20 protein-coding genes are annotated in these 20794 nt (G+C 40.5%); 16 read left to right on the top strand and 4 right to left on the bottom strand.

Features of this window, described 5'->3' with window-relative positions; genetic code table 11:
- The first annotated feature begins 20 nt into the window (after positions 1-20).
- From A7985_RS06210 to A7985_RS06200, 3 genes are all read left to right on the top strand, one after another.
- The gene (locus tag A7985_RS06210; protein WP_065789547.1) at positions 21-1925 is read left to right on the top strand and encodes a S9 family peptidase; all 1905 of its coding nucleotides are present in this window, start codon (positions 21-23) and stop codon (positions 1923-1925) included.
- Positions 1926-2266: 341 nt separating this feature from the next.
- A complete protein-coding gene (locus tag A7985_RS27140; protein WP_065789546.1) occupies positions 2267-2626 on the top strand; it encodes a S1 RNA-binding domain-containing protein in 360 nt (119 codons plus the stop codon).
- A gap of 82 nt (positions 2627-2708) precedes the next feature.
- Positions 2709-3017 (top strand): hypothetical protein, encoded by a 309-nt coding sequence (locus A7985_RS06200; RefSeq protein ID WP_065789545.1) that lies wholly within the window; start codon positions 2709-2711, stop codon positions 3015-3017.
- Between the two features lie 75 nt (positions 3018-3092).
- Here A7985_RS06200 and A7985_RS06195 read toward each other — a convergent pair whose 3' ends face one another.
- Positions 3093-5198, bottom strand: a complete 2106-nt coding sequence (locus A7985_RS06195; RefSeq protein WP_065789544.1) for a winged helix-turn-helix domain-containing protein — start codon at positions 5196-5198, stop codon at positions 3093-3095.
- A 200-nt stretch (positions 5199-5398) separates the two neighbouring features.
- Here A7985_RS06195 and A7985_RS06190 point away from each other — a divergent pair, with 200 nt between their 5' ends.
- The 10 genes from A7985_RS06190 (at position 5399) to A7985_RS06140 (ending at position 15643) form a co-directional block, all read left to right on the top strand.
- Positions 5399-6952, top strand: a complete 1554-nt coding sequence (locus A7985_RS06190) for an MBL fold metallo-hydrolase (RefSeq protein ID WP_065789543.1) — start codon at positions 5399-5401, stop codon at positions 6950-6952.
- Between the two features lie 572 nt (positions 6953-7524).
- Positions 7525-8415, top strand: coding sequence for an alpha/beta hydrolase (locus tag A7985_RS06180; RefSeq protein ID WP_065789541.1), 891 nt, complete (start codon positions 7525-7527; stop codon positions 8413-8415).
- A gap of 229 nt (positions 8416-8644) precedes the next feature.
- Positions 8645-9376: a carbon-nitrogen hydrolase family protein gene (locus A7985_RS06175; RefSeq protein ID WP_065789540.1), complete on the top strand. Its 732-nt coding sequence runs from the start codon at positions 8645-8647 to the stop codon at positions 9374-9376.
- Positions 9377-9858: 482 nt separating this feature from the next.
- Positions 9859-10830 (top strand): hypothetical protein, encoded by a 972-nt coding sequence (locus tag A7985_RS06170; RefSeq protein WP_065789539.1) that lies wholly within the window; start codon positions 9859-9861, stop codon positions 10828-10830.
- A gap of 465 nt (positions 10831-11295) precedes the next feature.
- Positions 11296-11637, top strand: a complete 342-nt coding sequence (locus A7985_RS06165; protein ID WP_065789538.1) for a hypothetical protein — start codon at positions 11296-11298, stop codon at positions 11635-11637.
- Between the two features lie 120 nt (positions 11638-11757).
- Positions 11758-12363, top strand: coding sequence for a hypothetical protein (locus A7985_RS06160; protein ID WP_065789537.1), 606 nt, complete (start codon positions 11758-11760; stop codon positions 12361-12363).
- Positions 12364-12485: 122 nt separating this feature from the next.
- Positions 12486-12926 carry a hypothetical protein gene (locus A7985_RS06155; RefSeq protein ID WP_065789536.1) on the top strand — a complete coding sequence of 147 codons (441 nt, stop codon included), beginning with the start codon at positions 12486-12488 and terminating at the stop codon, positions 12924-12926.
- Between the two features lie 483 nt (positions 12927-13409).
- The gene (locus A7985_RS06150; protein ID WP_065789535.1) at positions 13410-14132 is read left to right on the top strand and encodes an SAM-dependent methyltransferase; all 723 of its coding nucleotides are present in this window, start codon (positions 13410-13412) and stop codon (positions 14130-14132) included.
- 311 nt (positions 14133-14443) lie between these two features.
- On the top strand, positions 14444-14962 hold the full coding sequence (locus A7985_RS06145; protein ID WP_065789534.1) for a YgjV family protein: 519 nt from the start codon (positions 14444-14446) through the stop codon (positions 14960-14962).
- A gap of 213 nt (positions 14963-15175) precedes the next feature.
- The gene (locus tag A7985_RS06140; RefSeq protein WP_065790046.1) at positions 15176-15643 is read left to right on the top strand and encodes a helix-turn-helix domain-containing protein; all 468 of its coding nucleotides are present in this window, start codon (positions 15176-15178) and stop codon (positions 15641-15643) included.
- Between the two features lie 163 nt (positions 15644-15806).
- Here A7985_RS06140 and A7985_RS06135 read toward each other — a convergent pair whose 3' ends face one another.
- Positions 15807-16184 carry a hypothetical protein gene (locus A7985_RS06135; RefSeq protein ID WP_065789533.1) on the bottom strand — a complete coding sequence of 126 codons (378 nt, stop codon included), beginning with the start codon at positions 16182-16184 and terminating at the stop codon, positions 15807-15809.
- Between the two features lie 678 nt (positions 16185-16862).
- Between A7985_RS06135 and A7985_RS06130 the strand changes: the two genes are divergently transcribed.
- The 3 genes from A7985_RS06130 (at position 16863) to A7985_RS26845 (ending at position 18171) form a co-directional block, all read left to right on the top strand.
- Entirely contained in the window at positions 16863-17162 is a 300-nt protein-coding gene (locus A7985_RS06130) for a DUF3088 family protein (protein WP_065789532.1), read from the top strand.
- A 94-nt stretch (positions 17163-17256) separates the two neighbouring features.
- Positions 17257-17763 (top strand): GNAT family N-acetyltransferase, encoded by a 507-nt coding sequence (locus A7985_RS06125; protein ID WP_065789531.1) that lies wholly within the window; start codon positions 17257-17259, stop codon positions 17761-17763.
- Between the two features lie 285 nt (positions 17764-18048).
- Positions 18049-18171 (top strand): hypothetical protein, encoded by a 123-nt coding sequence (locus A7985_RS26845; RefSeq protein ID WP_256096648.1) that lies wholly within the window; start codon positions 18049-18051, stop codon positions 18169-18171.
- Between the two features lie 74 nt (positions 18172-18245).
- Here the strand turns inward: A7985_RS26845 and A7985_RS06120 are convergent, their stop codons facing one another.
- Both A7985_RS06120 and A7985_RS06115 read right to left on the bottom strand, forming a co-directional pair.
- Positions 18246-20159: a monovalent cation:proton antiporter-2 (CPA2) family protein gene (locus A7985_RS06120; RefSeq protein ID WP_065789530.1), complete on the bottom strand. Its 1914-nt coding sequence runs from the start codon at positions 20157-20159 to the stop codon at positions 18246-18248.
- Positions 20156-20779 carry an NAD(P)H-dependent oxidoreductase gene (locus tag A7985_RS06115; RefSeq protein WP_065789529.1) on the bottom strand — a complete coding sequence of 208 codons (624 nt, stop codon included), beginning with the start codon at positions 20777-20779 and terminating at the stop codon, positions 20156-20158. The genes A7985_RS06120 and A7985_RS06115 overlap by 4 nt, the downstream gene beginning before the upstream one ends.
- Between the last annotated feature and the right edge of the window lie 15 nt (positions 20780-20794).

The following is a 20794-nucleotide window of genomic DNA, read 5'->3' as shown; positions in this document are numbered from 1 at the left end:
ATTTTTGGAGGCATTTCGCGATGAAGCGAATTCTTTTGTGTGCTAGCTTGGGGCTAGCTGTCAGTGCGGGCGCGTCAGCCAAAGAGGTGATGACCCCTGAAAAACTATGGCAAGTTAAGCGTGTCAGTGCGCTGGGTCTAAATAAAGAAAATACCCATGTGATTTATCGTGTAACGACACCGAGTGTTGAGAAAAATAACTTTTCTAGCAAAGTGTACCAAGTGCCCTTAAAAGGCGGGTCGGCTCAGCTACTCGAGGCGTATCAAGGGCTGCTTCAAGACAGTAATGTCTCTCCTGATGGTAGCAAAAAGCTATTTCATGAATCAGTGCAAATGAATGCTATTTTAGCGTCTGATAAGCATGAAGATTTAAGCAGTGCAAACGCCTATGTCTTTGATGATTTAAATTATCGACACTGGGACACATGGAAAGATGGCAGCGTTAAGCATGTGTTTTACCAAGATTTAAAAACGGAAGCCAAAGTCGATATCATGGAAGGTAAGCCTTTTGATAGCCCGACTTCACCTTTTGGTGGCTCAGAGGATTATATTTGGGGGCCTAAAGGCGAAAATATTTATTACGTCTCTAAGAAATTAACGGGTGTTGATTATGTAAAGAGCACAAACACAGATATTTATCGTTATAATCTGGCTGATAAAAAAACAACCAACATAACTAAAAGCAATCTAGGTTATGACAAAAGCCCTGCGTTTTCTCCTAAAGGTGAACTTGCTTGGCTCCAAATGGATGAACCAGGCTATGAAGCCGATAAGAATGACATCATTGTTTTGGCGAATAACAACAAAGTAAACTTGACTGAACATTGGGATGGCACTGTTTATAGCTTTAAATGGAGCCACGATGGTAAGCATATCTACTTTGTGGCACCCACAGGCGGCACCATTCAGCTATTTCAAGTCGCAGTTAATACAAGGTCTAAAGCGAAGCCTAAAATCAAGCAGCTGACGAAAGGGCAATTTGATGTCAATGGTATCGTTGCTGCACTTAATGGACAGTTGATTGTTACTCGTAACAGCATGAATAAAGCGAAGGAAATCTTTAAGTTGAATCTTCGCAGCAAAAAGATGGTTGCGTTAACCAAGGTTAACGAGGCGTTTTATGCAAACTTGGATCTACCAAAAGTAGAAAAGCGCATGGTTGAGACGAAAGATGGTCAAAACATGCTGAGTTGGGTTATCTATCCGCCTAACTTTGACAAGCGCAAAAAGTACCCAACTTTGTTATACCTTCAAGGCGGACCGCAATCTTCGCTATCGCAATTTTACTCTTTCCGTTGGAACTTCCAAGTAATGGCATCGAAAGGTTATATTGTGGTCGCACCAAACCGCAGAGGTATGCCGGGCCATGGTGTTAAGTGGAATGAGGACATCAGTAAGGACTGGGGTGGCAAAGCGATGCAAGACTACCTTGATGCAATTGACGATATTGCAAAAGAGTCATATGTCGATAAGAAACGCATTGGCGCAATTGGTGCAAGTTTTGGTGGCTATTCAGCGTTTTATTTAGCTGGTAATCATGAAGGGCGTTTTAAAACCTTTATCTCACATTGCGGTATTTTCGATACGCGCAGCATGTATGGCACGACAGAAGAGGTATTCTTTGTTAACCATGATTTAGGTGGCGCGTACTGGGAAAAAGACAATGTAGCTGCAAGCAAAGCTTACTCTGAGTTTAACCCGGTGAATTTTGTTGATAAATGGGATTCTCCTATGTTTGTGATCCATGGCGGTAAAGACTATCGTGTGCCGCTAGGGCAGGGCATTCAGGCGTTCCAAGCAGCTAAATTACGTGGACTCAAGAGCCGTTTCTTATACTTCCCAGAAGAAAACCACTGGGTACTGACACCACAAAATGGCATTGTTTGGCAACGTGAGTTCTTTAAATGGTTAGATGAGACACTGTAACTAAATATAATGACTCACATTGCAAAAGTTAAAAATGCCAGCTTGTAGCTGGCATTTTTTCTTTTCGAGGTCACTTGTGAGCGAGCCTTGCTTTGCATTAGAGGCGACCAGCACGTATTTGAACCTTGTGATGAGCTTATCGACTTGTTGCATGACCAAATTAAATAGGTCAATGAGGAGGTCGCTAAATTATCTTACAGCAAAACGGTCTTAGAGCACTTCTTATATGAAATAGAAAATGCTAAATAAGCGAATTACGTTAACTCAATTTGAGTTCACAGTTTGCTTACTCAGTGTTATCGTTATTGTTTTTCATAGGAAATTTTAGATAAGGAGCAAAATTGAGTTCAGTAGACTTGTTCGTGAAAGGTAACTATTTTCAAGCGCAAATCACGCGTATTGAGCCCACATTAGAGGCTGCGTTCGTAGATTTTGGGGCGCAAAGGCATGGGTTTTTACCTCTAAAAGATATAGAGGGGTATGATAGAAACGTGCATAAAGTTGGTACGGAGCTAATCATTAGCATTGAGAAGCCAGAGTACAAATCAAAAGGTGCAGCTGTAAAAGCGCATAAAATGGCGCCTGATGGGGTTACTGTTCACAAGTTAGTCAGCCCAAAACTACATGGCTCGAATGGCGTAGCGGTGTTCTTGGCCTTAACATTAATTGTTGCGGTTGGTATATTGTACCTAATAATGTAACATGTAAATTTGAACACATTGTCTCAGGTTACCAAAGGTGCATGGTTGACAGTGTTCGATGCCACTTAGGAATAAATATACTATGAAGTTATTTGTGAGTTTATTTTCTATCAGCTTATTGACTGCCTGTAGCACTGGCTCCTTTTTAGATGTCAGTGAGTTTGAAGTAGACGTTGAAAAATACCTGTCTTGCAGCTCTGCCAAAAAGGCATATGCAGCTGCGCTTGATGACAATGGCGTTTGGGGAAGTGGGTTTAGTTACGGTTTTCCAACCCAAAAGCTTGCAAATAAAAGAGCACTTGAAGAGTGTGAAACGCAACGAAGCAAACATAACATACAAGCTGAGTGTGTCATTTATTTTGAAGGAAATACGTCAGTAAGAGAGCTCTAATTGCGAGTCTAGGCAGTAGGAAGTGCAAAAAATTAAGCCATGTACTTTTTTAAAAGTTCGAGAAGCTGAATTGAGCTAATGGTCATAAGACAGCTCTAGCTCAATGATATCTTGGTTGACTTCAATTACTTGCTCTAAGAGCATATGTTGACCTTTGACGTCTGATAGTTTCCATGCGAACGGTTTAAGCGGGCGTATTTGTTTTATAAGCTCACCTTCCAGATTGTACATAGATAGGTACCTTGAGGTTGGGTCATAGCTATAAAACTTGTTCTGAGATAGCACTAAGCTTTTACCATTTAAAGCGGACATGTATTCGGGAGCTTGAGAGTCAATTGGTAGAGAAACGCGAAACACTTTGCCGTTTAAGTGGCTAAAATACAGAGTGTGGCTCGTAGACCATGTATTGCTAACCCCCTCAATTGGGAGAGGGGTGAATTGCAATGTCTTTAAATCTAGAGCCCACAAAGCGCGAGCATTTGCCGCTGTTGCAGTGACCAGTAAGCTCGAATTTTGGTGCCAGCCAGCAACTTTCTCCAACAGAACGGGAGCATTGAAGCTTTGTGTGTTTCCGTCTAAATCGGTTAATTTGAGTAACCCATTGCTCACCACGGCGATTTGCTTGCCATCAGGAGACCAAGTGAGTTGCTCAATACGGCTATTATTCGCAAAGTCACTTAACTGTGTTGCCTGCGCGCCATCCCATAGCCAGACTTCATCATTACCACTTCTTTCTGAGATAAAAGCAATCAGGTCGCCGAAGGGCTGAAATTTTGCAGATTTTTCGGCGCTTTTTGTGCGTGCAAAGCTTTTGTATGGCTGCACACTCTGATTGATCCCGGATTGTATTGGGGTATTGTGTTCTGTATAAATTGGCACATTGGCTATATCCGTATCTTTGTACCCAGTAATAGCAATGACTTGCGCATTTTTAGGGTGCTTGTCGACACTTATTATGTTTTGCAGCAGTGGTTTATATTCGCTAAGCTCACCGTTCAGATTCAAGTGATACAAAGTGCCGTCATTCACGGCCAATAAGGCATCTCCCTCATTTGAATAACGAATTTCAAACTGTGCCAGAGGAAGAATAGTCTTTTGAAGAGTAACGATATGTTGCTGCAAAACTCTACCTTGCTCATTCAGTATGCTCAACACATGCTCAGAATCAGGATTAAAACCAATGACTGCATATTGCGACTGAACAGGAGAATAGTCATAGCTATAAATGGAAAGAGCCGAGGGCGCGAATAAAATGTCGCTTTGTTGATTTAGTGCGTTGTAATGAATTAACCCTGAGTTGCCGTGTTCTGTTTGCAAAAAAGCATATTGGTGGTTTGGCAGTGCAATTGGACGCGAAATCGACTGATTTTGACATTGGTAGCGCACCGCAGCGGGTTGTGGAGAGCTTAATGAAGCTGCAAAATCTAGGCTATTGATCTGCCAACAGTTTGCGCTTTGGGGCTCAAACTCTCTCGCCTTTTGGTCACAGTTTTTTTGCTGTGTAAAAATGATACTTCGGCCATCAAAAGTAAATCGAGTGTCTCTATAAAACCCTGCTTGTTCGCTCAGTCTAGATTCAATCCCCGTTTTTAAATTTTTGGCCCAAATATGGCTGTAACACGACTGGGTTTGACGGTTAAATACAATGTACTGCCCATTGGGACTGTATGAGACTTCACTTTCAAAAGAATCAGTGTGAGTTATTGTTTTTATTGATTTTATTTTTGGTTCTAAGGAGGTGGTGAACACAGCGAAAAACAGCCCGAATGTCATGAACAAAACCACAAGAGCTATCCATTTCCAGCGCCCTTTTAATTCTCGTGGGTTGTTGATTACTGCACGTTGCTTCGGTTGTTCTTGCTGCCATTGCACATCAACCATAAGCCGATAGCCAATTTTAGGGTGAGTCGCAATAATACGTGGTGATTTAGCATCATCATCAAGTACTTTACGCAACCTCGCTATACACCGTTGCAGGGCATTGGGTACCACTTCTGAACCTTGCCAAACCTGCTCCATAATCTGTTGGTGACTGACGACTTGCTGTGCGTTTTGAGCGAGCAAAAGTAAGACTTGAAGTACCTTGGGTTCTACTTTAATGCTACCTGCTTTACCCGTCACCTCTGAACGAGACATATCTATCAGGTAGCCATCGATGATAAAACGCAGAGGTAAGGTCATAGATTAAATATTGCTGCAAGGAATAAGCCTGAGTATATGGATATGTTCAGCGGATGTCGAGTGCCATTAAGTATTATAACTCTTTGTAAAGTATAGATATCAGCTATTAATCATGATTTCATCAGTCCCCCATTGTTGTACTCTAGGTAGCTTTACACAAAGTAGAGACTCTGATTTTGCACAAGTTAAGGAGTCACACGATGTGTATTTTTTTTCAATTTCATTTTGCCAAAAAGCAGAGGGTAATTTCATACCTCTTAGGCAGTGTTTTGGCTTTTCACTGTCACGGGGCCGCGGCTGACGAAACTGTTGATAAAATAGTAAAACGGGCCGTTGAAGCTTATGGGGGAGAAGCGTTGATGTCGCTTGAGCGGTTGCAAATTGAAGAGCAATTATATCGATTTTCTGAAGGTCAAAGCGGGTTTGCAGCGCATGGTGCACATGGCATTCAGCTGCATAAATATCAGCAACAATTACAAATTGACTATACATCTAAGAGAAAAGTATTTAAGCGCAGTGACCAAAACTTAATTGGTAATTATGGATATTATGATATGACGGCCGTTGATAGGCGGTTTGGAGAAGGAAAGGGCTACAACATTGACCACTGTTTGCAGACAATTCAACAAACCACGCGAATAAGTTGGGATTCAGTCTCACTCGGGATGGAGCAGACGGTAGACCCCTTAATTGTTAAAGCCTTAGCTGAGTCAAAATTACAAATCAAGCACTTGGGTACGATGTTTATTAAAGGGAGGGCGCATAATGTGCTCGGAATGAATAAGAACAATATTCAACAAACGATGTTCTTTGATACCTCAACGGGCCTATTATCGAGAGTCGTGCACAAAAAAGATAACTCAAAAACACGGTTCGATTTTCTTAATCATACTCGAAGTAGTCAAGGCATTGTATGGGCTTATCAAACAATGGTGAGCACTGATCAACACCCTAATAAACATGTGACATCACGCAAGTTGACGGCAGACTTGGCAAATGACTCGCTCACATTGATACCAGAAAAATACAAACCTAAGCGTTCATTCAACTTTTTAGATTTTGCTAAACCCAGTGTGAAGCAAGTCGCTGAGGGCGTTTTTTTAGTAGGGCAAGACTGGGGGTTTACCCTATTTGCAGATATCGGAGAGTCATATGTTTCTATGGGCTCTTGGCAAATGCCCAATGATGTATTTTCTTGGAAGCAACGTCTGGCACACTTGCATCAATTTACGGGGGGCGATAAACCCGTATCTCATTTTATTGTTACACACCACCATGATGACCATTTAATCGGGCTTCAAGACGTCATTGAGCATGGGGCTCAATTGCTGCTTTTACCTGAGCATGTTGAGGCTGTGCGTACTAGTCATTCGGCAATTTCCCCAGAAAACCTGACTTTTATTCAGGATGCCATGCAGTTGGCTAATGGTAAAATCCAAGTTTTTGATGTCCCAAGTAGTCATGCTGATCATAACTTGGTCGTTTACTTGGCAGAGTATAAAGTGCTATTTGCAGAAGATATGTTCGGGAGCAGTTTTGAGCATGGGTTTCATTCGCCAAACAGCTGGCCAAGTCGCGATGTGTATTATCGCTCTGAAACGCTCGAACAGAAGGTGCACTCTGTTGGAATTGATGTGCAAAAGTATGTGTCATCACACCATGGGCGTGTGCTTTCTAATGCCGATTTTAAGCAGGCTCTAAAGCTTGTTTGTCCACCCAATAGCGAGTTAGAAAACCGCTTGTTTAAAGAGTAAAACTAAACTTTGAAAACCGATTTATTTAATACAATAGAGCCGCTGGTAATAGGCTCTATCATTGTTTCATTTATGAATGTTTTGAAGCTAAGTCAATTTCTGCGCATTGTTTTTATTGTGTTGTATTCGGACTGCTACTTTTTTTACTTGCTCAACATGCAATATCGAGCAGACCGTTCGCAACATGCTTTAAACAAGTATGCTGAAATGCAGCAGCCGATAAGTTATGCGGAGGTGCTCTGGTCAGGCTGAGCGGCTTGCTGCAGAGCAAATATGTTTTTGCAAATCGACAAAAGATTTTATATAGATATAAGTATCTGATAGAAAGCGTATTTTACACAGCGAAAGTTTAGGCTCATTTGAGGGCCAGCTATCGGTGCGGTTCACGCGGGTTCATCACTCATATCTATTAATTACTCCATATATAGTCACTTAAAAGCGTTTCATCAGGGGGCTGTTAACTTTAATAATGGATGTAGTGGCTCTATGTTGTGGATGAAAATTATACAAAATTTGCGAACAAATTGATGCTGGTGTTGTCTATAGTCTCGACCAATTAAAAGGAGATTTATATGAAAGCAATATTTGGTATTTTAATAACGTTATTTTGTTTCTCTGCGTTCGCAGATTATGAGCCGTATACTTATCGCCATGAGCCTGTAGAACTTAAATTTGACCCGAATATATTACCCGAAAGTAAAAAGGTTTGGGTTGTTCTCCCACAGGGCTACCATAGACCAGAAAATGCACAAAAACGCTATCCGGTTGTCTACGTTACAGACGGTGCGCTTTATCAATTTATAACTGCGCAAAGCATGTGGTTTGCGAATATCGTCGGACACATTCCCGAGGCGATACTCGTTGCCATTGATACGCGACAAAACCGAGCAAGAGACCTAACACCAACAGTGCCCAATGACGGCCATAGCTCTCCAGATACAACGGGGCAAAGTGCAAGGTTCCAAGAGTTTATACAAACAGAAGTTGTCCCGTTTATTGACAATCAGTACCGTACGAATGACTTTAGAGTCTTGGTTGGGCATTCGTTAGGGGGTCTATTTACGATGACAGCTGCGCTTAATGAACAGATTCAAGATACTTTTAAATCATATGTCGCACTCGACCCGTCTATGTGGTGGGATAATGCCGCTGTTGTGAACCAAATTGAGCTATCGTTGAACTTATTCAATTCAAAAGCATACAATATTTATGTAGCTGCAGGGCATGACCATGAAAATGCAGGAAATTTTTTCGCTGATTATCTTGCGCATATTCAGGCCATTGCTCGCACCGGTCACTTATTATTGGCTGCAAACAAGACCAAAGGCACATATGACGTATTTCAGGATGAAAATCATGTGTCCATGCTACATCAGAGCTTATACAAAGGTTTAAGAGCGGCATTTGAATGCTATCCAGTTACGTGTGATAAGTCCGTAGTATCAGCTAGTCAAGACAAATAGCGAGTTGCTGCAAATGTTCTTAAATAGGGCTTTGCAGCTGCTTATTGAACTAACCTGAAGCCCATTAAAAATGATAAGGCCTTCGCGACAGTGAAGGCTTTTTCATTTCTGATGGCAAAGTGTTTATCTCAGGTATGTTATTTTTTACCAGTTATATAACCATGCTATTATCGCCCAGACCTTAATATAAACAGAGCACATTTCAGGACTAATTTAGCAAGGAGTAAAGATGAAAATAGCCGTAGCGCAATGTAGTTCGATACGAGGGAATGTTGAATCTAATATTGATGAACACCTAAGGTTTATTCAAGAGGCGAGTAATCAAGGGGTTCATTACTTAGTTTTTCCTGAGTTGTCTCTTACGGGTTATGAGCCGGAGTTAGCCGACGAGTTAGCTTTTACAGAGGGAGATGTGCGCCTTGAACCTCTGATAAGCGCAGCTAAAAAGTACAATTTGTCGATTGGTGTTGGTGCACCATTGGCATCTAAGGGGTTACCCAAGATAGGCTTGATTTTAATTCACAATACAGGCGCAGTCGAAAAGTACGAGAAAATGTTTTTACATGAAGGTGAAGAGCTGTACTTTAGTCATGGCGATAAGCACCATTTGCTTCAAGCAGATAAGTACACCATTGCTAATGCAATCTGCGCGGATACCGTAAACCCTGAGCACGCGCAGTTGTGCTTTGAACTAGGGGCAAACGTGTATATCGCAGGGGTACTCGTTACGCCAACAGGCTATACCAAAGACGCTAAATTGTGGTCTCATTATGCGTCTGAGTACGAAATGTTAGTCGCCATTGCGAATTACAGTAAGCCCAGTGGCGGGCTTGCTACAGCAGGTAAAAGTGCAATTTGGTTTAAAAACAATCTCATTGCGCAAGTCGAACAGTGTGAAGATGCCATTGTGATTGCTCTGGCGAGAGGCGATTCATGGGTCGGCAAGGTACATAAAATGTAATGTGCGCTTGGTGTCATTAATCTCTGCTCAGAATATAGCTGTACTTCAATCAGTCCACGAAGTACTTAATATTTAAGAGTATTTGTGAGTCAAATCATTCACTTTATATTGCCAGAGCACGGGCTTAACCGCCCAGCTCGTTTTGTCTATATGTAGAAATGAAAAAAACCTATCAAAATTTCAGTACACGATAGTCCCGGATTCCAATGTTCTATGAGTCATGCAACAACCTCTTCGGGGCTAACAAAGCGGGGCGCTGATATGCTGGGCTAGCGCTTTTGTGTATCACTCTCAAACCAACTTGACTTCAAAAGACAAACGACCCATTGCTTGCACAATCTCTGAAAGCCCTATTTGTCGCCTGTAAACGACTTCAATATTGGCCAGTCAGGTATTCTCGCTCGTACATCATCGAATATAATTTGCTCAATTTTTGTTTTTTTCGGCCGATATAGAAGTGTATAGGTGTGTCAGGAGGCGTTATGAAAATTGAAAGTGCACAAATTAATTTAGTGAACAAACATGACGAGAAACGACACATTTATGAAAAGCGAACTGAAATTACTCGTTCAACTAATTCAGATATAACAGAAAATTCAGTTGCTAAGCAACTAGAGGGTGCGGAAATAGATGATGAATTAGGCATGAACATGGATGCCAAGATGTATATTCTTAAATTGTTGGTACAGAGGCTAACGGGTAAAGAAGTAAAGTGGTATGAAGATGTGATTGGAAAGGACATCTCTCACCATGAAGCCTCTCAAATGATCTCACGCACTCAAAGCTCGACAGGTGAGCAAAACCCGCCGACTCAAGTCATGGTAGAGCGCTTAATTCACGAAAGCCAGTCGAATGCTTTGAAAGTAGGCGGTCAAATTAAACTTGAAAATGGCAAGCAACTTAACTTTTTATTCAAAGCCGAGTTTGAACAGTCTTATACGAGTTATCACAGAGCAATTGAAAACGTCAATATGAAAGATCCTTTAGTCATTAGTTTTACCAATAGAGCGGTAGAGCTAGATAAAGAAGATATGCATTTTGATATTGATGCTGATGGAAAAAAAGACCAATTTGCCCATTTAAAGAAAGGGTATGGTTATTTGGCATTGGATCTTAATCAAAACAATAAAGTCGATGATGGCACAGAGCTTTTTGGTGCGCTGAGTGGTAACGGATTTTCGGATTTGGCGCGATATGATGAAGACCAAAATGGCTTTATCGATGAACATGACAGCATTTTTGATAGTTTGCGAGTTTGGGTAAAAAACAAAGACGAAGATAAACTTATTTCGCTCGAAGAGGCAAAAATAGGTGCCGTTTCGGTTGCCAATGTGCAGACGCCCTTGAATATTAGGCAGTCTAGAGAGTTAAAGGGTGCAGTGAGGAAATCTGGTTTTTATCTCAGTGAAAATGGGACGCCTGGCTTGATCCAACAGGTGGATTATGTCGTTTAGGAAATGCTAAATAGTGTATGTCAGCAGGTCATCAAACTGAAGGTGGTCCAGTTATTACGCTTAACAGTTAATATTTGATGCTTTCACGAGTTTTCGTTCAAACTCGTGAAAAACGCAGGGGTGATGTGCATGCCTTGCAACAATTAAAACAAAAAAGCTTGCAATCGCAGAGGAACTTTCACGTGCGCACTATAAAGGCAAGTGTATACGCTTTTTGTCTTTGCATACTCCTACTAAATCTAATCACTGCGCCTGCTAGTCACTTATTTATGAGGTGATTGCGGCGATATCGTATAGCTTGATTGAACATTGTTGAACGGTAGAAGTAAAGGAGTTAGATGACTTTTTGTTCGCTTGTTCCTGTTTTTATAATTAAATTAATATTGCTTGGCTTTTGTTTTTTTTGTGTTTGTAAGATGCGTGTTTATTGTTATATTTGCATTTCGTTTGTATAAGGAAAATTAAATGAAATATTTACTAGTAATACTCGCCACCATATTATCTTTCGATTCTTTTGCTGTTATGCAAACTAAAACACCACAAAAAATATCATACCTAATGACTTGGTCGGATTATACAGGTGGTGTATTTAAGTTTGCTTTGGAAAACCAAGACGAAGAAGCTCGTGCTCTATGCCCTAGTGGTTACTGGCTAGATGGCGCAAGTGACAAAAATGCCGCGCTGTATGACTTTATTAAGGAAGCTTATCAATTAAAAACTCCCATTATTGTTCATGCAAATGATTCGCAAGATTGGGATGGTATGATAACCAAAGAGTGTAAGTTAATGCTTGCTATTGGGTTTTAATATATAAAATGAGAAACTTTTCTTACTTGGAATAAATGTTCCTTTCTAAGCTTTAAGTTTCTCTTCTTATTTAATTTGGCCTTAAATCTATAAATAACAATATAATATTACTGGATTACTATGAGATCTTTGTTTGTACTTGTTTTCTTTTTTCTATCCGCTTTTTCATCTGTAGCAAAAGTAGACATCACAACGGCAAATCAATCTGCAAAAGAGCAGAAAATTAAATCTGACCTAGAGGCGTTGCATCTGCAATATGATCTCAGCCCTTGGATTTACACGCATAAAGTACTGGTCGATCAGGGGGCGAAAGTGCCTTATAGTCACCCAGTCATTACGATGAGTACACAAAAAAAGTATTTAGAAGATAAAATTAAGCTGCTTTCTACATATTTGCATGAGCAATTTCACTGGCACGTTATTATCAATGGTAAGCCAAACATAGAAGAGTATCGTGCTCGTATCAAGCAAGACTTTCCGATAGTCAAAGTGGGTTTCCCGTATGGCAGCAGAGATGAAGGGAGTACATTGAGCCACATTGTGGTTTGCTACCTTGAATATATCGCGCTTGCTGAGCTTGTTGGTAAGCAAAAGGCGCAAGAAAACTTATCGACAAATAGATATTACAAATGGGTTTATGCAACAATTTTGGACCCTAAAAATGAGAAAAAGCTAGATAGAATGATCAAGGAGTTTGGTCTGGAGTTTAGGGCTTCAAAATTGTAATACAATCGGCTGCAGATACTCTGTGGCCAAATTTTCGATAAGGACTTATGATGGTTAATAAGTTAGGCATAGTATTGAAACTTTGAGATAAACTGGCTTATTGAGTTTATAAAGGTGGCGGTTTGAACAGACTGATTAAGCAAAAGTTTGCTGAATATCCAGACCATGTCCGAGAGAAGTTAGGTGAATTGCATGCGCTTATTATAGATGTAGCAGGTAATTTAGAATTAGGGCCTGTAGATGAGTCTTTGAAATGGGGAGAAGCAAGCTACTCGGTTAAATCTGGTAGCCCCATACGAATTGATTGGAAAAGAAGCTCACCAACTCAGTATTTTATCTTTTTTAATTGCCAAACAAAGCTGGTGGACACGTTTCGAGTTGTGTATGGCAAGCGCTTAGTATTCCAAAAAAACCGAGCAATCATTTTAAGCATCTCGGAACCAATACCCAATGTAGTGCTGTCTCACTGTATTGAGCTTGCATTTACCTATAAGCAAAGAAGGGGGTTACCTCTTTTGGGCGTTGAAAGACCACGTGTAGCAACCAAACCCAACCTACAATAATAAAGAGCGTATGCATATTGAGCAGCAGCTTTAAATCACGAGCGATTTATAAATATCTGCAGCGGTGATGACGCCTTTTTCTCTCGCTAAACATGGCTGTTGGTTTACGACAAAGGCTGTGACTGGCCAGAAAAAGCAGGGACTTTATGGCGCATAAATAATTTGTTCGATTAGTCAGTCGTTTCTGTTTTTTACGCAAACTCGAGCGTAATGAATGCGTCGAAACGCTATACGCAAGAATAATCATAGCCAACCTTTTTATAGGCACTTTGTTATAAAATAACTCTGTTCTTGAGCTGGGTAATACAGTGCAAGTCGTCTCCTCAATTTTTATTTTCATTTTATTATATGAAGAGCTTTAATTATTCACGTTCTATTGATTGTGGTCTTCGCTAATTTTGAGGTTTTTATTTTATAATTTGGTTTTAAATTATTTTCTAGTGTTATATCTTGCAGGCTTCTTAATGAAAAGGATAACAAAAAATGGAATATAACAGTCCACTTAGCAAAGAGAAAGAACGTACACTGATCTCTCTATTGAACTTGCAACCTAAAAATAAAGTGATAGAAGTGGGATGTGGGAATGGCAAATTATTGCTGAACCTAGTTGAGGCAAGCGATGTTAATATTTTAGGCATTGATATCAATGCAGAACTCGTATCAGCCGCTACCGAAGCGGCCAAAGCTGAGGTGTGCGAAACGCAATATCAGTTTATATGTAAACGTTTTGATGAACTAACACTCAAGTCACACTATTATGACACATTCATTTGTAATGGTTCGTCACATGCGTTTGGTATAGGAGAAGGCGCTTTGAATAAAATGGCGCAGCAGGCGCACGATTTATTGAATTGCGGAGGGCGCTTTTTACTGGGGGAGTGCTACTGGAAAAAGCAACCACCTCAAGCATTTTTAGAGTTTCTGGGTCAGCCTTCAAGCATTTATCGTCATTACAAAGGAAATATGGAAGTGATTGAAAGGCATGGATTTAAACCGCTTTATGCCACGTCGAGTAATCAAGAAGAGTGGGATGACTTTGAATGGCGTCGCAAGCTAAATATTAATAATAAATTGAAACTTGAGCCTGACAACAAAGCCTTGTTGGATGAACAAGCTCGCATTCAGCATTGGCTTGATGCCTATGTGAAGTGGGGCAGAGACCACTTAGGGTATGGCTTTTACCTATTTGAAAAAGTTGATTTGTAGCGTTTTTACTTAGGGCTTACTTCTGAACATAGAAGTTAAGATTATTTGTATGTCATCACTGGGTTAGTACTGTAAAGATGCTGGGCGCAGTCCTTTATTTTACGCTAAAAATATCACTTTAATATCTGAGTTTGAAGAAACCATTTTAATTCTTAATCGCTTCATACGCATGGTTATTAGAGCCTAGCGGAAATTGATAAAGGATGATTTTTTAGATTAGGTATTTTTCCTGAAAGACTTAATTTTGGCTTTTCTACTATTTGAGCTTGGTAAAAAACACCGCAGTCATCTGAAAATAAGCAAGGAGTAATATGTCCGCTTTTATTGTATCGCAGGTTCTGGTAACAATCGCATTAGTAGTTGAAGGTACTGCTATGCAGATGAAACAAAAGCAGCACTTGTTAGTGTTACTTTCTCTAAGCTGCTTGTTTAACGGAGTTCATTACTTTTTGTTGGGACAAGCTACCGCCGGATTTATCTTCCTTCTTTCAAGCGTCCGGTTTTTAATAAACCTCAGGTGGCAGAGCTTTAAGCTTGCGACCTTTTTCTTATCAATGAGCGTTGGGGTTACATTTTTCACTTACACTGGGCTGTTGAGTTTGTTAGGGCTAAGTGCAACGGTATTTATAACGATGTCAGGGTTTTGCAAAGATAAAAAAATGCGTATTTTGATGGTAATTGGTGGCTCAATTTGGTTGGTGCACAATATTATTTTGCTGTCTCCTGTCGCTATTTTATTGGAGCTATGCTTTGTCGTAAGTGGTGTTGTAGGTCTTTATCGACACTATCGCTCAGATGCGGGGACTTTCTTAGATAAAGTTGAAAAGTAAAGCGGCAAACTAAACTTATCCATGTATTGCTTTAAAATACGAAGCTTGGTTTGAGATGTAAATTATTAATAATACTTTTATGATGTTAGGTGTTTTTAGCTGATAAACACCTAAATATGTCGAGCAATTGTCGTCCATGTGTCGGGTAAATGCCGTAACCAATAACGATGTACCTAGGTCATTATATAGAGATTGATAATGGGAGAGCATAACATGGTTTTAAAACAGCTGAGATTAAGCAGGGGGTTGACCCAAGACCAGTTGGCACATATGTCAGGGTTGAGCGTAAGAACTATCCAACGTATTGAAAGTGGCGCAAATGCGAGCTTAGAGTCACAAAAGTGTATTGCGGCAGCACTGGAGATAAGTATCGATGCCTTGTTCGATGCCGAAATCAAAATAGACAGGTATTCAGATAATTGGAAAAACTTGCCTGTTTTGCTGAAAATTTGCTTTGCGTTTAACTATTTACAAATAAGGCCGAGTAGAGCGACTGCTACGCGAGTTGAAATACAGTGCCATATGTTTGGCCTTACTTTTTGCTTGCTGGGGTTATACAGTGAAGCTGCTCTGGTAGGCGGGCTGATATTATTATTCACAGCATATTTGTATACTGCGTTGAAATGGCAAGGCGACAAATATGATATTTGGTTCGAAACTGAAGATGATTCTGTACCATGATGAATTATCCCGATGACTAAATTCATTTGCGCCGCGACCACCCATGTGATGACGAGTTGAAAGCCGAAAACACTAATCTGAGTGTGTAACCTCAAGGTCAGTAGTCGAAAAGCAGTACCTACAACAAACAACAGGTGCTGCAAATTATCTAACTAATTCTCAATTAATGGCCTGTTTCATAGCTTGCTCTTGCTGTGTTTGTTTGTTCCCAAGTACCATCTGTATACAAGATAGTAGCACTTGCAGAATTAGTACCATAGGCACGAATTGTGGCGCTACAGCTAGAACTTGTCGTGGTACCGCATCGGGCAGCTCCACTCCATCGTACTTCTTTAATCTGTTTAGTTACCCCTTTAAGGTAAAATCGACCCCCTGTAGAGTTTCCGAATGAGTAATCGAAAGCCTCACAGTTCGCAGTGCCGTTACCCCATGAGCTGCCACCACTTTTTGCATATACGGCACATACTAATTCTGCAGAGAATGCTTGTCCCGCGAATACTGTACTCGCTATTAATGTAAGTGCTTTTATTGTTGTCTTCATGTCTTTTCCTGTTGTTTATCAATTTTATTGTTGTGCGTTCAGTAGAGCGCAATAACAAGTTAATAAAGGAAAGTTAACCTAGTCAACAAGAAATAACACATAATCTTGAGTGGTTTTAGTGGTTATATTTAAGTTATATTATGGCAACGCAAGTCTATGATAATCAATTGAAATGTGAGGTTGTAATCAATGTGCATTTGCAATAAATAATTCTTTGTTTATAAAGCTTATATTCTAATTTATTTTCATTTCAATGCTTGCAAATACCAAAACAGCACCGTTGCCACCCCCATTTTTATATGGTCCGTGTAAGAGTTTACGCCGAATGAATATATTCATTTTTTCTTTGTGTAAGCTGAGATGGAGAGATTTTCGAGATTAATAGACGCTTTGGAGTTGCCTTTTTAGTATTAAAAGCGAGTTTATAAAGCTTTTTATGTGCCACTCACAAGCTTTTTGCGCTGGGGTTTACGAAGTTACAATGCCAGCTTTCTAATGGTGAATAGTAATAGGAGCCAAAGTAGGGGGCTCACAGCGATTCAATACTTTATTGCTGGACTGAGGGTAGTAATCTAAGTGGTTATTAATTGAGAGTGTACATGTTATGATTTATTTTCGTCTTTAGTTGTCTGAATAATTCTAGCTAAATTTAAATTTTTTTTAGGAAGTTATATAAATATGAAGCCAAAGCTCTTTGTTTTAAAAATGCCATTTGAAGATGGACCTGGAAAAATGTGGATTTGTTCGCACTGCGCAATGATTGAAGGGGCTTTAGCTGTTAATTCTCACTGGAAAGATGAAGTGAATGTACAGCGTCTTGACTTTAAACGTCCTCGCAAGGCGCTAGTCGAATTACTCGGAGAAGATAAGCAGTGGTTGCCTGTATTGGTTATAGAAAGTGGTGAAACTATTACTTCACCTGTGGAAATTATTAACTATCTTGCTGATAAGTATGGTGGAGCCGCAGCTCACCCGTAATGTACGTTAGGGTTTGAAGATTTATATTCTAGATTTGCTAACTGGGTCGAAGTCAGACCTCTGATTATAAATATATGATAAGGGAGTTATTGTAGTGATTAGTTATAGGCTGGCCAAAGCCACAGAAGTAGGAGAACTAAAATCGCTACTTTGGGAGCATGGACCCAATGAGTGGAATTACCTGACAGAAGAAGGGGTGAACGACGAGCTGCAGCTCGTAGAAAGTGGCAAGGCGTTTGCCACCGTAGCGCTTTACGAAGACGAAATAGTTGGGTTTGCAATTCTTATCTCTGGTATAGATGCACCTAACTATGTGGAGAAATATGGTCGAGCGACTGAAGCATCATTCATCGGTGATGTTGTCGTATCAAAAAAACATGCCAAAAAGGGGATTGCGTCCCAATTATTAAGGGAGTGTGTACTCAAAGCGCAGACTCTTAACTCGAAGCTTGTTCTCATTGAACGCCACGAAGAAAACTTAGCGTCCGCGGGGATGATGAAGAATGCTGGTTTTACAATTTACGAGACTTTTTGTGACCCCAATAAACGGACCAGTGGATCGCAAAATAGCGTGATTTTGGGCTATGTGTTAGACAACTAATCGCGATCGATTGGATGCGTTTACAGTTATTCTTAAGTGTATTATGTATGAATCTTCCGTATTTCTTTAGTTTATTTTCACTTTAACAGCCTGCACCTATTCGACTTTACTGTCGAATATATGTCGCAACGAAACCTTTTGGCTCGGACGCCAAAAAGCTTTGCTTTAGTATTCCACTAGACATCTACACAGGAACAGTTGCGCCACATTTTCATATCGTTAAGTCACATTTATATATTTTATGACAATAAGATTGCTTTCGGTCTGCAAGGAGACCGAGACTATATGAACAGTGAAAAGATTAATGTCACAAAGCCCATTAATCTTTCCTCTGTGCTCACAGGTTACGTGGTCACTGCGGTTAATCCGGATTTAAATGACAATCGGTATGAAGATAACCCGAGGTAAATATCATTCCTTAGGTGTTTGCAAATATATAACACATCAATATTAGAGATGCTCATACTTCTAATATTTACCTGTTATGAGTCAAAATCATTTTCATACCCCTTGGGTGGCGGTGTCCACCCTCGCTCATCGTGGCTATGCTTATCAAGTCGATCTGATTGCATGGCTTCTTTGATGGCTTCTTCAATCTGCATAAACAGTTTGCGGTAATCGTGATCATACTGTTCACCTTCACTTCTTAGTGACCACCGCTCGTATAAATGCTGAGAGGCTTGAACTTCTGTTTTGATAAACGCAAATTTTTTCTGCTCGACTAAAAAGGGATGGTAACCTAAAGACGTCATGGCTTGAGCACCTACCTCAAGGGCTGAGTGATAAGTCTCATTGACAATGATATCGGCTCCAGCTTGCCTGAGCTCATAATTATGCCCTCTATCATATGCACGAGTGATGATTTTGATGTTTGGGAAGCTCTGCTTGGCATAATGCACGAGACTTTTAGCGCTTTCTCTATCGTCTATTGCCACAACAAGTGCACTCGCATTGTCGATACCTGCTGTATGCAGCAATTCGGGTCTTGTCGCGTCACCAAAGAAGGTTTTTATTTTGATTGTTCTGAGATTCTCAACCTGGGATGCATCTAGATCCATAACAACTGTTTTAATGTCATTTGCAACAAGCAGCCTATTTACAACTTGGCCAAAGCGGCCGCCCCCAGCGATTATCACTTTTCCTTTCTCATCTATCACATCAAAAGGTTGAGAACTGTTTGTCGTCTGGTAACGAGGCATTATTACCTTCTCAAATAAAATGAATAGAGAGGGAGTAAGGAACATCGATAGTGCTACGACAAGTTGCAGTATCTGTGCAACGTGGTCAGGTATAACACTGTTTTGAATGGAAAAGCTAAGTAACACAAAGCCAAATTCACCTGCTTGAGCAAGACTTAAAGCAAACAACCATCGATCACTGTTGCGAATTTTGAATAGGCTCGCAAGCCCCCAAAGCACACCACCTTTTATAACCATAACAGCCACAGTTAAACCTACGACGACAGCAAAATGACTGGTTAGCACATTAAAGTCTATACCTGCGCCAACGGTTATAAAGAAAAGTCCTAAGAGTAACCCCTTGAATGGCTCAATATTTGACTCTAACTCGTGCCTAAACTCGCTATTTGCCAGAACGACTCCGGCCATAAAGGTCCCTAGGGCTGGTGATAAACCGACTAGGCTCATAAGTGCAGCGATGCCAATTACAATGAGCAGCGCTGTTGCTACGAAGATTTCTCTAAGACCAGACTGAGCGACATAATGAAATAGTGGACGACTCAAAAAATGCCCTAGAACAACGACACTACTGATACTTGCTAAAATGGCAAGTGCATAAGCCCAGGTAGGTAAGCCAGCAACTAAGCTAAGCTCTTCGTGGTGTTGTGCAGCAACTTTGCCTTGTTCTGCTAAAGCTACCAACTCGGGCAGTGCTAGCATGGGAATAAAGGCCAGCATAGGAATAACAGCGATATCTTGCATCAATAAAACAGAAAAAGCGTTTTTGCCCCCGTCAGTTTTACTGAGGCCTTTTTCATTAAAAGTCTGTAGAACAATCGCGGTAGAAGACAGTGAAAATATCAAACCCACGGCGATAGCGACGGTGAAAGCTTGTCCCAGAAGATAAGTAACCAAGCTTATTAATATAGTACTTAATAAAACCTGCAATCCACCAAGTCCGATTAATCGATTGCGCATTTTCCAAAGCATTTGTGGGTGTAGTTCGAGCCCCACCAAAAAAAGCATCATGACCACGCCAAACTCTGCAAAATGTTGAATTGTTACAGTCTCTTGTCCCACTATGCCAGTAACTGGGCCAATGATAACCCCGGCGATTAAGTACCCCAGCACCGAACCTAGCCCAAGCTTTTTAGCAAGAGGGACAGTGATTACTGCGGCCAGCAGATATACAAATGCTTGAATAAAGTAAATTGTCATGCTTTATCCCCCTGCGTTTTGCTGCCACCCAAAAGTTCATTTATAGTGATCAGTGACTCAGTAGCTCTTACGTCAATCGAATTGTGATACAGTGCTTGAAGTAGCAACTTCCATTGGGCTAGGTGTGATGAAAGTGCGTGATCGAATTGTGCGGAGCGACTACTGAACAATGCGAATGGCGGTAAGTAGGTCATGCCTGTTATATATGCTGTCTGCTCAAGAGGTTGCAGCAGCTCTCTGACGGTAAAATGATTATAACCTTTTGCCCGATAGGCTTCTTCTTTGCCACCTGCACTGATTGCACAGATAAACAGTTTACCTTGCAGTGCTTTACCATCTTGTCCATATGCATATCCGTATTCCAGTACCAGATCTTGCCATTCTTTTAGAATTGAAGGTGTTGAATACCAATAAAAAGGGAATTGAAATATTACGACATCATGCGCGTTTAGCAGCTGTTGTTCGTCATCAATATCAATTTGATACGTTGGGTATTTTGCATATAAATCAACAGCTGTAACGTAATCTAAGGATTTCGCATATTCAAACAAAGGAGCATTAACATTCGAACGATGCTGTGAAGGGTGTGCAAAAAGAAGCAGTATTCTATTCTTTTTCATATTAAACCGCCGTAT

This window comes from Pseudoalteromonas luteoviolacea (assembly GCF_001696455.1).
GTDB classification, from domain to species: Bacteria; Pseudomonadota; Gammaproteobacteria; order Enterobacterales; family Alteromonadaceae; genus Pseudoalteromonas; species Pseudoalteromonas luteoviolacea_C.
The sequence above is the reverse complement of the archived record's forward strand: the minus strand, read 5'-3'. Positions and strand labels throughout refer to the sequence as shown.

Bases quoted from the DNA above. Each gene is read 5' to 3' on its own strand.
- A7985_RS06210 (WP_065789547.1), top strand. From the start codon at position 21: ATGAAGCGAATTCTTTTGTGTGCTAGCTTGGGGCTAGCTGTCAGTGCG.
- A7985_RS06200 (WP_065789545.1), top strand. From the start codon at position 2,709: ATGAAGTTATTTGTGAGTTTATTTTCTATCAGCTTATTGACTGCCTGT.
- A7985_RS06195 (WP_065789544.1), bottom strand. From the start codon at position 5,198: ATGACCTTACCTCTGCGTTTTATCATCGATGGCTACCTGATAGATATG.
- A7985_RS06190 (WP_065789543.1), top strand. From the start codon at position 5,399: ATGTGTATTTTTTTTCAATTTCATTTTGCCAAAAAGCAGAGGGTAATT.
- A7985_RS06180 (WP_065789541.1), top strand. From the start codon at position 7,525: ATGAAAGCAATATTTGGTATTTTAATAACGTTATTTTGTTTCTCTGCG.
- A7985_RS06175 (WP_065789540.1), top strand. From the start codon at position 8,645: ATGAAAATAGCCGTAGCGCAATGTAGTTCGATACGAGGGAATGTTGAA.
- A7985_RS06170 (WP_065789539.1), top strand. From the start codon at position 9,859: ATGAAAATTGAAAGTGCACAAATTAATTTAGTGAACAAACATGACGAG.
- A7985_RS06165 (WP_065789538.1), top strand. From the start codon at position 11,296: ATGAAATATTTACTAGTAATACTCGCCACCATATTATCTTTCGATTCT.
- A7985_RS06160 (WP_065789537.1), top strand. From the start codon at position 11,758: ATGAGATCTTTGTTTGTACTTGTTTTCTTTTTTCTATCCGCTTTTTCA.
- A7985_RS06150 (WP_065789535.1), top strand. From the start codon at position 13,410: ATGGAATATAACAGTCCACTTAGCAAAGAGAAAGAACGTACACTGATC.
- A7985_RS06145 (WP_065789534.1), top strand. From the start codon at position 14,444: ATGTCCGCTTTTATTGTATCGCAGGTTCTGGTAACAATCGCATTAGTA.
- A7985_RS06140 (WP_065790046.1), top strand. From the start codon at position 15,176: ATGGTTTTAAAACAGCTGAGATTAAGCAGGGGGTTGACCCAAGACCAG.
- A7985_RS06135 (WP_065789533.1), bottom strand. From the start codon at position 16,184: ATGAAGACAACAATAAAAGCACTTACATTAATAGCGAGTACAGTATTC.
- A7985_RS06130 (WP_065789532.1), top strand. From the start codon at position 16,863: ATGAAGCCAAAGCTCTTTGTTTTAAAAATGCCATTTGAAGATGGACCT.
- A7985_RS26845 (WP_256096648.1), top strand. From the start codon at position 18,049: ATGAACAGTGAAAAGATTAATGTCACAAAGCCCATTAATCTTTCCTCT.
- A7985_RS06120 (WP_065789530.1), bottom strand. From the start codon at position 20,159: ATGACAATTTACTTTATTCAAGCATTTGTATATCTGCTGGCCGCAGTA.
- A7985_RS06115 (WP_065789529.1), bottom strand. From the start codon at position 20,779: ATGAAAAAGAATAGAATACTGCTTCTTTTTGCACACCCTTCACAGCAT.